Annotated in this window: 14 protein-coding genes and 1 pseudogene; 9 read left to right on the top strand and 6 right to left on the bottom strand. The window is 35.5% G+C overall.

Features of this window, described 5'->3' with window-relative positions; all coding sequences use genetic code 11:
• Positions 1–363: 363 nt before the first annotated feature.
• On the bottom strand, positions 364–513 hold the full coding sequence (locus NSQ84_RS09880; RefSeq protein WP_186439339.1) for a hypothetical protein: 150 nt from the start codon (positions 511–513) through the stop codon (positions 364–366).
• Between the two features lie 756 nt (positions 514–1,269).
• On the opposite strand from NSQ84_RS09880, the gene NSQ84_RS09875 reads away from it, so the two are divergent.
• Positions 1,270–1,467 carry a hypothetical protein gene (locus tag NSQ84_RS09875; protein WP_063386748.1) on the top strand — a complete coding sequence of 66 codons (198 nt, stop codon included), beginning with the start codon at positions 1,270–1,272 and terminating at the stop codon, positions 1,465–1,467.
• 86 nt (positions 1,468–1,553) lie between these two features.
• Here the strand turns inward: NSQ84_RS09875 and NSQ84_RS09870 are convergent, their stop codons facing one another.
• The 3 genes and pseudogenes from NSQ84_RS09870 to NSQ84_RS09860 form a co-directional block, all read right to left on the bottom strand.
• Positions 1,554–2,003, bottom strand: coding sequence for an IS3 family transposase (locus NSQ84_RS09870; protein ID WP_339211879.1), 450 nt, complete (start codon positions 2,001–2,003; stop codon positions 1,554–1,556).
• 427 nt (positions 2,004–2,430) lie between these two features.
• The gene (locus tag NSQ84_RS09865) at positions 2,431–2,877 is read right to left on the bottom strand and encodes a hypothetical protein (RefSeq protein ID WP_339211877.1); all 447 of its coding nucleotides are present in this window, start codon (positions 2,875–2,877) and stop codon (positions 2,431–2,433) included.
• Positions 2,877–3,222, bottom strand: a pseudogene (locus NSQ84_RS09860) (polymorphic toxin type 35 domain-containing protein); the annotation flags it as partial. The gene NSQ84_RS09865 and the pseudogene NSQ84_RS09860, both read right to left, overlap by 1 nt.
• Before the next feature lie 184 nt (positions 3,223–3,406).
• Here NSQ84_RS09860 and NSQ84_RS09855 point away from each other — a divergent pair.
• Positions 3,407–3,784: a YmaF family protein gene (locus NSQ84_RS09855; protein WP_063388754.1), complete on the top strand. Its 378-nt coding sequence runs from the start codon at positions 3,407–3,409 to the stop codon at positions 3,782–3,784.
• Positions 3,785–4,737: 953 nt separating this feature from the next.
• Here the strand turns inward: NSQ84_RS09855 and NSQ84_RS09850 are convergent.
• The gene (locus tag NSQ84_RS09850) at positions 4,738–5,505 is read right to left on the bottom strand and encodes an SDR family oxidoreductase (protein WP_339211875.1); all 768 of its coding nucleotides are present in this window, start codon (positions 5,503–5,505) and stop codon (positions 4,738–4,740) included.
• 282 nt (positions 5,506–5,787) lie between these two features.
• On the opposite strand from NSQ84_RS09850, the gene NSQ84_RS09845 reads away from it, so the two are divergent.
• The 4 genes from NSQ84_RS09845 (at position 5,788) to dhaL (ending at position 9,970) form a co-directional block, all read left to right on the top strand.
• A complete protein-coding gene (locus NSQ84_RS09845) occupies positions 5,788–6,897 on the top strand; it encodes an alcohol dehydrogenase catalytic domain-containing protein (protein WP_311066205.1) in 1,110 nt (369 codons plus the stop codon).
• Between the two features lie 29 nt (positions 6,898–6,926).
• Positions 6,927–8,213, top strand: coding sequence for an MFS transporter (locus tag NSQ84_RS09840; protein WP_063388757.1), 1,287 nt, complete (start codon positions 6,927–6,929; stop codon positions 8,211–8,213).
• Positions 8,214–8,292: 79 nt separating this feature from the next.
• Positions 8,293–9,297 carry a dihydroxyacetone kinase subunit DhaK gene (gene dhaK / locus NSQ84_RS09835; RefSeq protein WP_063388758.1) on the top strand — a complete coding sequence of 335 codons (1,005 nt, stop codon included), beginning with the start codon at positions 8,293–8,295 and terminating at the stop codon, positions 9,295–9,297.
• 16 nt (positions 9,298–9,313) lie between these two features.
• On the top strand, positions 9,314–9,970 hold the full coding sequence (gene dhaL / locus NSQ84_RS09830) for a dihydroxyacetone kinase subunit DhaL (RefSeq protein ID WP_063388759.1): 657 nt from the start codon (positions 9,314–9,316) through the stop codon (positions 9,968–9,970).
• Positions 9,971–10,939: 969 nt separating this feature from the next.
• On the opposite strand, the gene NSQ84_RS09825 is transcribed toward dhaL, so the two are convergent.
• Positions 10,940–11,707: a DeoR/GlpR family DNA-binding transcription regulator gene (locus NSQ84_RS09825; protein WP_063388751.1), complete on the bottom strand. Its 768-nt coding sequence runs from the start codon at positions 11,705–11,707 to the stop codon at positions 10,940–10,942.
• 286 nt (positions 11,708–11,993) lie between these two features.
• Between NSQ84_RS09825 and rpiB the strand changes: the two genes are divergently transcribed.
• The 3 genes from rpiB to fsa are packed head-to-tail and all read left to right on the top strand — an operon-like array spanning position 11,994 to position 14,139.
• Positions 11,994–12,479 (top strand): ribose 5-phosphate isomerase B, encoded by a 486-nt coding sequence (gene rpiB, locus NSQ84_RS09820; RefSeq protein WP_063388750.1) that lies wholly within the window; start codon positions 11,994–11,996, stop codon positions 12,477–12,479.
• Between the two features lie 49 nt (positions 12,480–12,528).
• Positions 12,529–13,476, top strand: coding sequence for a class II fructose-bisphosphatase (glpX, locus tag NSQ84_RS09815; protein ID WP_339212772.1), 948 nt, complete (start codon positions 12,529–12,531; stop codon positions 13,474–13,476).
• 12 nt (positions 13,477–13,488) lie between these two features.
• Positions 13,489–14,139 carry a fructose-6-phosphate aldolase gene (gene fsa, locus NSQ84_RS09810; RefSeq protein WP_327856319.1) on the top strand — a complete coding sequence of 217 codons (651 nt, stop codon included), beginning with the start codon at positions 13,489–13,491 and terminating at the stop codon, positions 14,137–14,139.
• Positions 14,140–14,214 lie beyond the last annotated feature (75 nt).

Genomic DNA, 14,214 nt, shown 5'->3' with positions numbered 1-14,214 from the left:
AAAAGGGAATTTTAGGAAAAAACTACTGAAAAATTTTTAGATTATTTTCTTAATTAGGTAATAGAGGCCGATCAGATTGTCTCAAAATAAAAACTCCACTCATACGAGCGGGTCTATTTGTTTGTTAAAAATTGATTATTCAGAACATTCTGATTTAAAATAATAAACAGGGTGCTTTTTATGAACAAAGGTGAAATTTTATTAAAAGAAATTGACTGTGACTTTGAAAAAAATTAAAAAAGCAGATGGAAATATTAGAAAAGTACATCAATGTATGATAAATGTTATAGCTCATCATCAATAGTGTTAGCCCCCCTGTTTAAAAATTGTTCAAAAAAACATGGCCTTTGCGGTCATGTCAATTTAATCGGGGGAAGATTTCAAAAGTTCCTCACGTTCTTTTATTAATTGCTTCAACTCCTCTAAATCATTCAAAGTAGCCTGTCTTCTAATAAAACTTCTGGCCCTTGAACGATTGCTTAAATATTTGGCGTATTCTTTTTTTGCTGTCATTTTTTATTCGCCTCGGTTTGTTTTTTCGGCATTTAATTTATTCCTCACTTTTTTCAAGTGTTCCCGTTTCTTTCTAAGAAATAAATAACGGACGCCTAATAAAACAATGAACACCCATATAACAATAATTAATATTAGTAATATATCCATAATTTTTATGGTATACTTAGGATCGAGAAGGGAGGATTAATCTTCTCTTCTCTGTCTTCTAATTTCTTACTCTAGTTTTTCGATCTCTAATTTCGTCTTTCGGTTGGTGAGCCAGAGTTAACGAAGCGTCAGGATCGAAATAGCTAGAGCAATTATTTTTCCTAAGTCATCCATTTGTTCACCTCCATATGGGTTTATTTTACTATGCATAATAAATAAAGAAAATAAGTAAAGCGATGCAATGAAAAATAAGTAACTTTGAAAATGAAATTAAACATGATATTCTTAATTAGTAAATATAACCAAGTAAGAAAAAAGTTATAAGAATATTTAAAAGTCTATAAACGTTTTATAAGAAACTAAAAAAAATCGAGCGAAAGGATTGTTAGGGGAAGTTGTCTAACAGAAACTAATCCATCAGTAGCTGGTACGAGGACTCTTGAATTTGATCGCAAAGGAATTGGAACCATAAAGAAGTTGTTTAGGCTGACGGGATATAGACGTACATATTTCATTGTTTAATAGGACTTAAACGCCAAGTAACCGTTTAAAAACACGATTCTAAATCAGAAACTCATGTCATGCCTATTGAAAGAAGAGATGAACATGAAATTATGGGAATATAGTGGAAAAAGTGTGATTGTTTATACGAAAGATGGCGAATCGATCAAAGGCTTTGCTACTTATAATGACAAGGAAGATTTTGAAGAAGAACAGGATAGTTTGTCCATTGAATTATCAGATCAACCTATTGCTATTTGTATATACGAAGACGAAATAGATCATATTGAGGTGCTCAGTTAAACGGTCACTATTGATGATGGCCGGCTTACCATGACGTAATGCCCGCTTCAGACAGTTGATGACAAATCCTTTCTCCAGCGTGCTAGTTAACTAGATAACTCGTAATCGATCACTTTGCGGCTGAACCAGTCGATAATGGTAAACAGGTACATAAAGCCCCGTCCCATACGAAGGTAGGTGATATCCACTCCCCACACATGGTTCGGATGAGTGATCTCCCATCCACGGAGCAGGTAAGGTCGGCAGTACTTGGCATGTAGCCTCTTACTAAGGTTGGGTTTAGGGTAAATAGCTTGTATACCCATAAGACGCATGAGACGGTGTACGCGTTTACGATTCGCATCAAATCCTTTCTCACGAAGTTTCGCAGTCATGCGCCTGTAGCCAAAGTAGGGATGAGCTGTATAAAGCATATCCATTTCGTGCATGAGCATGATGTTTTCTGAGCTTTCTGTTTGCCCCTTTGATTGGCGATACACGCTAGTACGATGGATACCTACGCTTGATTTTGATCGATGGGTGATTAATTCGAACATAGCCTTTCGTTCGTCAACAGACTTATTTGAGTCCAGATTTTTTTCAGACAGTCAACTTCAACCATTAACTGACCTACCAATTTCTCTAAATTTTCTTGTTTGGCCTCATATTCTTTACGGATTTTATCCACTTCGCTTGAGCCTTTTTCAAAGACCATCGAGGATCGTTCAACGACTGACCATGACTGGGCTTAATTCATATTTGGCGGCTATTTCATTGACGGTTTGCTCTTCACGCAACACCTCAAGAATCACCTTAGCTTTAAAATCTGCGGTATATCGGTTTCTTTTTTTCATGGTATCATTATAACTTATTTATCACGCTCATGTGTCTCACCTTATGGGAGCATTATACTTTTAAACATTATTTTTGATATTTCACCGAAAGAAAAGGGGCAGTCCATAAAATAAATTTTTAAAATATTCCTTAATTTTGTAATAATTCACTTAGGGATTCTTTAGCCAATTCATTTTTATTATCGAGCTTTAAAATTTCCTTACAAATTTTAATTGCTTCTTCGTCACTAATAAGTTTATCTGGTATGGTATTTAAAAATAGTAAATTTTCTAAACTTCCCACATCTTTTCTATTTGTTAACTCAACAGATCTCAATGCATGATATAGTGCTGAATTATATGCACCTTCCAAATGGATTAATGGATTTACTAATAGGGAGAATGCAAGGTCATGTATTTTACTAGTCTCATTTTCAATTAATAAGTAATTTAAGAAACTATAATAAATAATACTACAATTATTATACGCATTATAAAGAATTTCTTTAGAAAATGTCTTAAAATCTATTGATTCAACTAATCTTTTGGCATCTTCAAAATTATTCGAAAGTATAAGACTATCTAAATTTTTTATCATTACTTATTCACCCACGCATCACTTATTTTTATTTGCCCACGAATTCGTGTAAAGGTAACAGTAACAGTATGGCCATTCATTTTTAAAGTTTTCTTTCTTACAGACTTATACGAAGATTCTTTCCCATAGCGCATCACATGTGAAATTACTTTTGAAACCTCATTCCAGTTGTTTTTCGTTACCTTATGCCAGTTGTGTTTTGATTGCATAATGTAATGAATTTTATTTTTATCTAATTTTGAGACAGAAGACAATACTTTTCCGTAACTATGTCTCTTTACCAAATTGGACTGCTTTTTTTCCGAATTTTTTTATGGCATAGTTAACTCCATATCTTGCAAAAGAAGTTCCGATGAAAGTGACGGTTGAGTTTTGAGGTTACGTTTTTAGAAAGAAGAATGAAAATGTTGAAAAAATTGTTAGTTTGTTTAGCAGGCAAATATGGGAGGTAGTCTATCTGATACTAGCCCACACATCAACACCCCCATCATCATATGATACGAGGAAAATGAATGAAGGGGGAAAAACGATGGAGATACCCGTTAGCGGCTATTTGGTTCATTCTGATGATTCTGATTCGCATCACTCGCATAACTTGTATATTACTACTTGGGACGGTAGGCCTGTACATGTTCACCAATTCTCCGGAGTTACTTCTTTTGATGTAGGCCATAGTCATAAATTTGTTGGTGTGACAGAACCTGCACCAAGTGGTGTTCCACATACACACCGTTATTTTACCTTTACCTCCTTCAATGATGGGCATAGGCATGAGATAAGTGGCGTTACCGGACCGGCTATTCCACTTCCAGGAGGGGGACATTATCACGAATTCTCTGGAGTTACAACAATAAACGGACGAATACCTCACACGCATCAATACAGAGGAAAAACAAGTAGTGAATAAATCTTGATGTGGGGATTTGAAAAAACTCATTCGAAAATTGGATGCGGCGGAACCGAGGTTATAGGCTTAAAAAGGACAAGGTCGTTCTACAGGAATACGAGTCCTCGAGCTGGTGCAGGTAGATTTGACCTTGTCTACTGGCTCAACAGATTCGAAATGAGTATCTCAAGTCACGAAAGATTTACGGAAGCCCAAAAATTACGCAAGAACTACGCAAACAAGGGATTCGTGTGTCTTAAAAGACGGTCGCTAGAATCATGAGCGAAGAAGGCTTGAGATGCATTACTGTCCGTAAATTCAAAGCCACACGAACAGTAACCATCCTTACAACGTATATTCTAATCTATTGAAACAAAACTTCCAAGCAACGGTTCCAAATGAAGTATGGATGGCCGATATTACGTACATTCCTACTGATGAAGGATGGTTGTATTTATTGAGCGCTATAGATTTATATACACGAAAGATCGTAGGTTGGTATATCGATATACGAATGACCAAAGAATTAGTCATCAAAACGTTACAACGGGCTCTAAACAGCGAAAAACCAACGGGACGAGTGATTCATCATTCGGATCGTGGAAGCCAGTATGCTTCGAATGACTATCAGCGACTTTTACAGGAACATCATTTTCAAGTGAGCATGTCGAGACGTGGGAACTGTTACGACAACGCTTGTATAGAGTCGTTTCATAGCCTCATCAAGAAAGAGTTTATTTAGCTGAATCGATTCCGCACGCGGAAAGAAGCGAAACAAGACATTTTTGAGTATATCGAATGCTTTTACAACCGTAAAAGAAGTCATTCTGCTCTTGGCTATGTATCGCCATGTGAATTTGAAGCTGCATATTACGCTAACCAGAGAAAAGTAGCTGCATAAATTCAGCTATTTCTCTCTGTTAACGTGTCCGTTTTCTTGGCATAAACACCAAACTTTCCTAACAGGAATGCTTCTATTTAATTGTATTACCGCCATCTATTACAATGTTCTCCCCTGTAATGAAGTTTGCTGCATCACTAGCTAAAAATAGTGCAACAGCAGCTACTTCTTCAGGATATCCGAAACGACCAAGTGGAATTTCTTTCTTTGCCTTTTCTCCCTTTTCACCACTCCATGCTTTTTTACCTAATTCAGTTAAGATAACTGTCGGGGAAATAGCGTTTACATTAATTTTAAATTGTGCCCATTCATAAGCTAAAACTTTAGTCATTCCAATTACGCCGGCTTTACTTGCACAGTAAGCAACATGATTATCCAATGCGATGAGTGCTGCCTGTGAAGCTAAATTAATAATTTTTCCCCCATGACCTTGTTCAATCATCACATTGCCGATTTTTTGTGACATTTTAAATGTACCGGTTAGATTAATGTCAATCGTTTTTTGCCAATAATCATCGCAAATTTTTTCAGCATCATCAAGTAAAGCAATGCCAGCACAGTTTACAAGAATATCAATTTTCCCAAAGTAATTTTTCGCCATTTGTATTGCTTGGTCCATGCTATCATTATTTGTTACATCACAATAAATCCCGATTGCTTTTTCATCATTAATTTCTTTTGCGATATTACTTACATTTTCTTTTAAATCGAAAATTGCAACCTTTGCTCCCTTTTCAAGAAACAGTTCTGAAATTGCTTTTCCGATCCCGCTAGCACCACCAGTTACGATTGCAATTTTATCCTTAATGTTAAAGTTTTTATCATATCCTTGAAAAGACATGAATACCATCCTTTCTTTTTTATAATATTAAAAATAAAAAATATTAATTTTCGCTTTTTTATGCATTTTATTTCATTTTTTATTATTAGTCAATAAATGAAGGTAGTATATTTTCATAACGAAACAAAAAATAAAAATAAATAAATATTATTGACAAAAAAGAAAAGTAAGTGATAAAATAAAACCACCAAATGAAAGCGATTGCATTTTTTTCTTTTCTTTTATTTGTAAATATTTACTTTTAAATGACGATTAAAATTTTTGGAAAGGGGATAAATAATAATGAAATTAACAGCTATTAATAACAAATCGCAAAATTTTGAAATTCCAAAAACAATGAAGGCAGTTGTTGCTTATGCACCAGGAGATTATAGATTAGAAGAAGTAGAGACTCCCAAAATTGAAAACGATAAAGAGATAATTGTAAAAGTGGAAGCTTGCGGTATTTGTGCCGGTGATGTAAAAGCATTCTATGGAGCGCCAAGTTTCTGGGGAGATGAAAAACAGCCTCCTTATATTAAAGCGCCTATGATTCCAGGACATGAATTTATTGGACAAATTGTTCAAAAAGGTGATGCTGTTACAGATTTTGAAATTGGTGATCGCGTAATTTCCGAACAAATTGTCCCATGCTGGGAATGCCGTTTTTGTAAGCGTGGTCAATATTGGATGTGTGAAAAACATGACCTTTACGGATTTCAAAACAATGTAAACGGCGGAATGGCGGAATACATGAAGTTTACAAAAGAAGCAATTAACCATAAGGTTCCGAAAGATCTACCAATTGAAAAAGCTATTTTAATAGAACCATATGCTTGTAGCTTACATGCTGTACAACGTGCGCAGATTGAATTAGGAGATGTCGTTGTACTTTCCGGAGCCGGTACATTAGGTTTAGGAATGATAGGTGCAATTAAGAAATCCGGGGCCAAAACATTAGTAGTTTTAGATCTAAAAGAAGATCGTTTAGAGTTAGCAAAAAAATTTGGTGCCGACATTGTTATGAATCCGACTAAAGTTGACGTAGTACAAGAAATTAAAAATATGACTGACGGCTACGGTTGTGATGTATACATTGAAGCTACAGGTCATCCTTCTTCCGTTGAACAAGGTCTTCTTGCCATTAGAAAATTAGGTCGTTTTGTTGAGTTTAGTGTATTTGGCAAACCTGTAACAGTTGACTGGAGTATTATCAGTGACCGTAAAGAGCTTGATCTTTTAGGATCACACTTAGGACCTTATTGCTACCCGTTGGTTATTGAAGGAATTGCTAACGGTGATTTCCCAACTGAAGGTGTTGTAACTCATAAGTTACCGCTTGAAGAATTTGAAAAGGGATTTGAATTGATGGAAAAAGGGGAAAAATCTTTGAAAGTCATTTTAGTGCCGTAATGTCTTTCAGAGAAAAAGGGGGGAAATTAATGACAAATTTAACGAAAAAACAGTCGTTTTTGGATCGTATTGGTATTCCTTCTCATCTGTTTTGGGGATATGTTGGAGTTTTAATCTTTATGATGGGTGACGGATTAGAACTTGCTTGGATAAGTCCCTATCTCGTTGATCGTGGGCTTACCGTCCAACAAGCTGCCGGTCTTACAACCGCATATGGAGTAACGATTGCGATTGGGGCATGGTTTTCGGGTGTATTGGTAGAAGCCATAGGTCCACGAAAAACAATGTTGCTTGGTGTGTTGACTTATACTATAGGTCAAGTACTATTTCTAACTATTGCGTTACCTGAATTACATTACGGTTTGATGATCCCTACATATGCTGTTCGGGGATTTGGCTATCCATTATTTGCCTACGCATTTTTAGTATGGATTACTTATCGGACACCTAGCTATCAATTAGGGAAAGCTGTTGGTTGGTTCTGGTTTGTGTTTACTGGCGGATTAAGTGTACTGGGGGCATATTTCTCCAGTTGGGCCATACCGGTTATTGGCCACATAGGTACTTTATGGGTAGCACTTGTATTTATCGCATTTGGAGCATTTTTAGCGGTAGTTGTGAACCGCGACCAAATTGATGTTAAAAAAGTGGATGAATCTAAGAAAGAAAATAAATTGAAAGAGCTATTAAATGGTATTTTAATTGTCAAAAAAGAGCCGAAAGTTGGAATTGCCGGGATTGTACGTGTTATCAACCAAGCTTCTCAATATGCTTTTCCGTTGTTTTTACCGATTTATTTGGGAAAACAAGGAGTTAGTACAACCGTTTGGTTGAATATTTGGGGAACAATTTTTATTTCTAATATCGCTTTCAACTTAATCTTTGGATATGTTGGTGATAAGTTAGGGTGGAGAAGAACGGTTAAATGGTTTGGTGCTGTAGGTTGTGGTGTATTCACATTAATGCTATTCTACACACCATATTTCTTTGAAGAAAATGTATTTCTAGTCGGTCTAGCAGGTATACTTTGGGGAGCTTGTTTAGCTGGATTTGTTCCACTATCAGCTTTAACTCCTTCTTTAGTTGGTGACGGAGATAAGGGAGCTGCAATGTCAATTTTAAACTTGGGGGCTGGTTTATGTGTTTTTGTCGGCCCTGCAATAGTAACACTATTCTATGATGCTCTTGGCGTTAAAGGTTTAATGTGGTTATTAGCTGGATTATACTTTATAGCGGCTATTTTAACAAACTTTTTAAAACTTCCTGATGAAACGGTCAAAAAAGTATCTAAGAATGTAAAAGAAAAAATAGTTTAAAAACTAAAAATAGTAGTACTATTAAAAAGAAAAGGATTAGCATTAATAATAGTATCATTAATCAAAGGAGTGTACGTCTGTGAAGAAACTGATAAATGATCCGAAAAATGTTGTAGAAGAAATGATTGAGGGCTATGTAAAAGCCTATCCAGACTATGTTAAACAACTACCTGAAAATAAACGAGCAATAGTTACAACACGTAAAACTCGAGAAGGGAAAGTAGGTATATTAATCGGAGGGGGTTCTGGTCATGAACCAGCCTTTATGGGTTATGTTGGTGAGGGAATGGCAGATGGTGTAGCAGTTGGCAATATTTTCGCCTCTCCATCTCCAGAACCAATTTTGGCAGTAACAAAAGCAATTGATAAAGGAGCAGGGGTCGTCTATTTATACGGTAATTATGCAGGTGATGTAATGAACTTTGGTATGGCAGCTGAAATGGCTGAATTGGATGAGGATATATGTGTAGGTACTGCTATAACAACTGATGATGTGGCATCTGCGCCAAAAGAAGAAAAGGGAAAACGCCGTGGGATTGCAGGTGAATTCTTTGTATGGAAAGCAGCGGGTGCAGCAGCTGATTTTGGTTATAATTTAGACGAAGTTGTTCGGGTTGCAAAAAAGGCAAATGAAAATATTCGATCAATGGGTGTTGGTTTAACACCATGTTCATTACCTCAAACCGGTAAACCAAGTTTTGAAATTGGTGATGATGAAATGGAAATTGGACTTGGACACCATGGGGAACCGGGGATAGAAAAAGGTCCGCTTAAACCGGCAGATGAAGTAGCAGATCGCTTAGTTAATGAAATTTTAGAAGATATCGAAATCGAAGAAGGGGATAAAGTGGCTGTCTTAGTAAATGGCCTTGGTTCTACACCATATATGGAACTCTTTATTATTTTTCGTCGAGTTGAAAAATTATTAAGTGAACGTGGGATTAAGATATATCGTTCATATGTTGGAAATTATATTACTTCATTAGAAATGGGTGGCTGTTCAATTACATTAATGAAATTGGATGAGGAATTGGAAAAAATGATTGATCATCCAGTTAATACACCAATGTTTGTACAGAAATAAGTAAGGAGGTCTCTAAATGGAATTTACAGCAAAAGATTTCATGCGCTATTTTAAAGCAGTTGTAGATGTAATAGAAGAACAAAAAGACTATCTGTGTGAATTAGATCGCAAACTAGGTGATGGTGACCATGGTGTAACAATGTCCATAGGCTGGCAAGCTGTAAACGAAAAATTAGAAAATGAATTAGCAAATGAAGAAGATCCCGCTAAAGTAAATACAACTGTCGCCAAAACGTTCTTAAATGCAGTCGGATCATCTGTTGGTCCTTTATATGCCACAGGTTTTATACGTGGTGCAAAAGTCATAAAAGGGAAAACAGTGATTAATGATCAAGATTTAGCGGAATATTGGATAGCTTTTGGAAGAGGGATTCAAGAACGCGGTGGTGCACGGGTTGGTGAGAAAACAATGGTTGATACGCTAGAACCTTTTTTAAACGAACTTGAAGCAAAGGTTAAAAAATCCGGTGACTTTGTTGGTGCATTTACATCTGCTGTGCATCAGGCCAAAAAAGGAATGGAATCTACAAAAGATTTGCTATCGAAAAAAGGACGTTCTAGCCGGTTAGGAGATCGTTCAATTGGAGTTCAAGATCCGGGAGCAACTTCCTGTTATCTTATATTAGAAACATTCTTAAATTATGTAAATAATAAGGTAGAAAAAGTCGGTTAAAAAGCAACACAAATGAATCCATTCTTATTATTTAATGGCACCTTTATTGTATCAAATGTAATAAAGGTGTCTTTTTCAAAAAGAAAATACACCTTTCACTTTATAAATCTTTTAAATGGATAAAATGGATATATAAAAACATAATTTTTTATTATAAGATTCGAATTCTAGGAAAAAACAATAAAAAATAAAGATTTATCATTAAATTTTGTGATTTAGACAAACAATGAAAGCTCTTCTGAGATCCCGATTTTTGAATCCTTTTTAGGATAGAATGATTTCCTGGAGTAGTCTATACCCTTCATTCCATGAGGTAGCCCAGATAATAGAAAATTAAAAAGGTGAAATCTCCCAATATTTCTTATCTAGGGAAGCAAATATAAGATTAAAAATAGAGCATATTACAGAAATTTAGAACGTTTTCGATTGTATTTCTTGAATGTGCTGGATTTACTTAACAACAGACGTTCTGCCCTCTCCTTCCTCATCATTTTTTGTGATTGTATTTTGAAGGGATGAAGAAGGAGAGGTCTGCTTGTATCTTAAACTATCCAACTTATTATAAGAATTTTAATTAATTACAAAAAATGTTGATTAAATATAATAAAAAAGTAATCGTTAAACTTTGCACATTTTCTAGGTCTGATTATATTATGAGATAATCTCCTCATGAATCTATAGTATTGTGAAGACAAAGAAGGAAAATTTTTCAATCCATTTTATTATCTTTGCTATCTGTTTAAGAAATTTCTAAATCAAATATAGATAAGAATGATCGATACGGACGCCTTGATCAGCTACTTCCATGCATAGTCAGAAACGATCCCATTATATTGTCGTGTTTTTAATAACCTTACATCCAAATAATACATCCTTACTCTGATAAACAGGTTGGATTATTTTACTCTTACATAAAAAAGAGATGCAGCCAAAAATAATAATATTATGCACCTCTATTTTGAAAAATTTTTATAAAATTTTTATGTTATAATTAATCAGCTGATTATATAAATCGCTTGAAATATTTTGATCAGTAATTAATGTATCAATTTCCTCACAAGTAGCAAAGGTTGCAATTGAACTTGTTCCGATTTTTGATGAATCCAATAGGGCAACAACTTTGTTTGCCTTTTCAACCATCACTCTTTTTAATTCAACTTCATACACATTAAAATCGGTAAGTCCCTCTTCAACTGTAAAACCACTAGCTGATGTAAACAATGTATCAATATTAATTTTGTCCAACACGCTTTTACCAAGGAGTCCTTCGATTGCCATGGATCCCATTCTTGCGATACCGCCGATTAATATAACATTAATTACCGGGTTCTCCTTTAGTTCCAATACTTGAGAAAGGCCGTTTGTTACGACTGTAATATGTTTGTTTGACCCACGTAAAAGCCGAGCTAATTCAAGAGATGTTGTACTCGCATCAAGAAGTATACAATCTTTATGAGAAATTAAATCAATTGCCTTTTTAGCAATGGCAATTTTGGATTCTCGGTTTTTCTTTTCCCTCTCAGAGAAACTCTTTTTTGCAGGAAGATCTTCATTCAAAACAGCACCGCCATGTGTACGAGTTAAAAGCCCCTCTTCTTCTAATATGTTTAAATCAGCCCGTAATGTCGCCTCGGAAACGTTTACATATTTAGCTAAGTCTTTAACAGTTACTCTTTTTTTCTCCCGTAATATATTTAAAATTAACTGTCTTCTTTCTGTCGCAAATAATTTATTCATTTTTTATCCCTCCTAACCTACATAAATTGTATCAATAACGTTTCATTAATAAGTAAAAGTAATTAAAAACAAATAAAAACAACCATAATAATACTTATATCAGTTTAAACAATTATTTGCAATATGGCAAGTAAATAAAAATTTAAAAATAATAAAAAGTTTTGTTTATATTATCGAAACGAAAATAAACGAAAATAAAACTTGAAAATAAAAAGTAAATATAATAAAATGATAATGGATAGTAAAAAATAAAAAAATTAAGATGAATTTGAAAGGGGAAACAAATATGAAAATTGGAATCGGATGTGATCATAATGGTTTTGAATTAAAAGAAATAATAAAAAATTTTATAGAGGAATTAGGACATGAGGTTATAGATTACGGCTGTTATTCGATAGATGCAATTGATTATCCTGACGTTGCATTTAAAGTGGCAGAAGGGGTCAACAAAGGGGAGATAGAACGCGGTATTCTTATTTGCGGTACAGGAATTGGTGTATGTATTGCTGCGAATAAATTTCCGGGTATCCGTGCAGCATTAGCTCATGATGTCTATTCCGCTGAAAGGGCACAGTTAAGTAACGATGCGCAAATTCTTACAATGGGTGCACAAATTATTGGACCGGAAGTGGCAAAGAAAGTTGTATCCGCTTACTTAAACGTTGAATGGCAAGGCGGCTCTCAACGGAAGATAGATAAAATTGTAAAGAAAGAAAAACAATTTTTAACCGAACAAGGTCAACAAGCTATTGCCGGTTCATGTGGTTGCTAAATATGTCATTGTTTTATTTAAAAAGGGGTGGACGTCAGTGCATCGATTAATGTTCGATTTTTTAAATGTGACTGAAACAGCGGCATTGGCTTCGTTTGCATGGGTTGGAAGCGGGAATAAGATGGAAGCGGACAGAGCAGCAACAGAATCAATGCGTACCTTGTTAAATCAGATCCCCATGTCCGGTACAGTAGTGATTGGTGAAGGTGAAATAGATGAAGCACCAATGCTTTATATTGGAGAACGGGTCGGTAATGGAAGCGGTCCTGAAATTGATTTAGCCGTCGATCCAATTGATGGCACAACTCCAACCATAAATGGTCAAAATGACGCTATAGCCGTTATCGCCGCGACTCCTAAGGGCGCTTTGCTCAATGCTCCGGATATGTATATGGAAAAAATCGCTACCGGACCTAGAGCAAAAGGTATAATTGATATCAATCAATCATTGGAAGATAATTTATATGCTGTAGCGGAAGCAAGTGGAAAGCAAGTAAATGAATTAACAGTCATTATTCAAGGAAGGGAACGCCATCAAGGAATGATAGATAGTATTCGTAGTCTTGGTGGGAAGGTACTTTTATTTGAAGAAGGTGATGTTATTCCTGCGATTTCCACATGTGTAGAACATTTAAATATTGATATGTTTATCGGCATTGGAGGTGCTCCTGAAGGAGTTTTGGCAGCTGTCGGTATAAAAAGTTTAGGCGGTGATATGCAGGCTAGACTCCTGCCGAGAACAAAAGAGGAGTATGAGAGATGTAAAAAAATGGGGTTATCAGATCCTGAACAAGTGCTTATCCTTAACGATTTAGTCAATGCTGATGATTGTCTTTTTATTGCAACGGGTATTACAAACAACATGTTAATAAGAGGGATTCGTCAAGACAAAAATAAGTTTATTACTCATTCATTATTAATTAACGGAAGAGATAAAAAAATGCGATATACCGAAACTGAGCATTTTTTCACAAGAAAGGCAGCTCTAACAGTATAAGGAGGTAGTAACATGAAATTTTTCCTTGACACAGCTAATATTGAAGAGATAAAACGAGTAGCAAGTCTTGGATTAGTCGACGGTGTAACGACAAATCCGACAATTATTGCCCGCGAAGGAAGAGATTTTAAGGAAGTTATTAAAGAGATTTGTAGTATTGTGGACGGACCAGTTAGTGCTGAAGTTATCGGGTTGACTACCAAAGAAATGGTGAAGGAAGCACGTGTATTGGCCGGTTGGGCGCCTAATGTTGTTGTAAAAATTCCGATGACTGAAGCGGGATTGGAAGCGGTTAATATTCTTTCGAAAGAAGGAATCAAAACAAATGTTACTTTAATTTTCACAGTTGCCCAAGGCTTAATGGCTGCTAAAGCCGGTGCCACTTATGTAAGCCCCTTCGTAGGGAGACTTGATGATATCGGTACAGATGGTCTTCAATTAATTAGAAGTTTAAAAGTCGTACTTTCCAATTACAATTTTAAAACAGAAATTATTACGGCAAGTGTTCGTAGCCTTGAACATGTCGAAGAAGCAGCAGTTGTCGGTGCTGATATTGTAACAATCCCGGGTAACCTATTCCCCAAACTATGGGGACATCCATTAACAGATAAAGGAATTGAACGATTTTTAGAGGATTGGAAGAAAGTTCCGATAAAGGGTTAATTTTATTTGAAAGAAAAGGGCAATCGGAAGTTGACCGATTGCTCTTAGGCATTTATAAAATGTAAGGAGGAACAC

It is taken from the genome of Aeribacillus sp. FSL K6-3256, from assembly GCF_037965805.1.
Lineage (GTDB): Bacteria > Bacillota > Bacilli > Bacillales > Aeribacillaceae > Aeribacillus > Aeribacillus composti.
Note: the sequence above shows the minus strand (reverse complement) of the source record. Positions and strands in the feature narration are given on the sequence as shown.

Bases quoted from the DNA above. Each gene is read 5' to 3' on its own strand.
- NSQ84_RS09850 (WP_339211875.1), bottom strand. From the start codon at position 5,505: ATGTCTTTTCAAGGATATGATAAAAACTTTAACATTAAGGATAAAATT.
- glpX (WP_339212772.1), top strand. From the start codon at position 12,529: ATGTTCGATTTTTTAAATGTGACTGAAACAGCGGCATTGGCTTCGTTT.
- dhaL (WP_063388759.1), top strand. From the start codon at position 9,314: ATGGAATTTACAGCAAAAGATTTCATGCGCTATTTTAAAGCAGTTGTA.
- NSQ84_RS09865 (WP_339211877.1), bottom strand. From the start codon at position 2,877: ATGATAAAAAATTTAGATAGTCTTATACTTTCGAATAATTTTGAAGAT.
- NSQ84_RS09845 (WP_311066205.1), top strand. From the start codon at position 5,788: ATGAAATTAACAGCTATTAATAACAAATCGCAAAATTTTGAAATTCCA.
- NSQ84_RS09870 (WP_339211879.1), bottom strand. From the start codon at position 2,003: ATGTTCGAATTAATCACCCATCGATCAAAATCAAGCGTAGGTATCCAT.
- rpiB (WP_063388750.1), top strand. From the start codon at position 11,994: ATGAAAATTGGAATCGGATGTGATCATAATGGTTTTGAATTAAAAGAA.
- NSQ84_RS09855 (WP_063388754.1), top strand. From the start codon at position 3,407: ATGGAGATACCCGTTAGCGGCTATTTGGTTCATTCTGATGATTCTGAT.
- NSQ84_RS09880 (WP_186439339.1), bottom strand. From the start codon at position 513: ATGACAGCAAAAAAAGAATACGCCAAATATTTAAGCAATCGTTCAAGG.
- fsa (WP_327856319.1), top strand. From the start codon at position 13,489: ATGAAATTTTTCCTTGACACAGCTAATATTGAAGAGATAAAACGAGTA.
- NSQ84_RS09825 (WP_063388751.1), bottom strand. From the start codon at position 11,707: ATGAATAAATTATTTGCGACAGAAAGAAGACAGTTAATTTTAAATATA.
- NSQ84_RS09840 (WP_063388757.1), top strand. From the start codon at position 6,927: ATGACAAATTTAACGAAAAAACAGTCGTTTTTGGATCGTATTGGTATT.
- NSQ84_RS09875 (WP_063386748.1), top strand. From the start codon at position 1,270: ATGAAATTATGGGAATATAGTGGAAAAAGTGTGATTGTTTATACGAAA.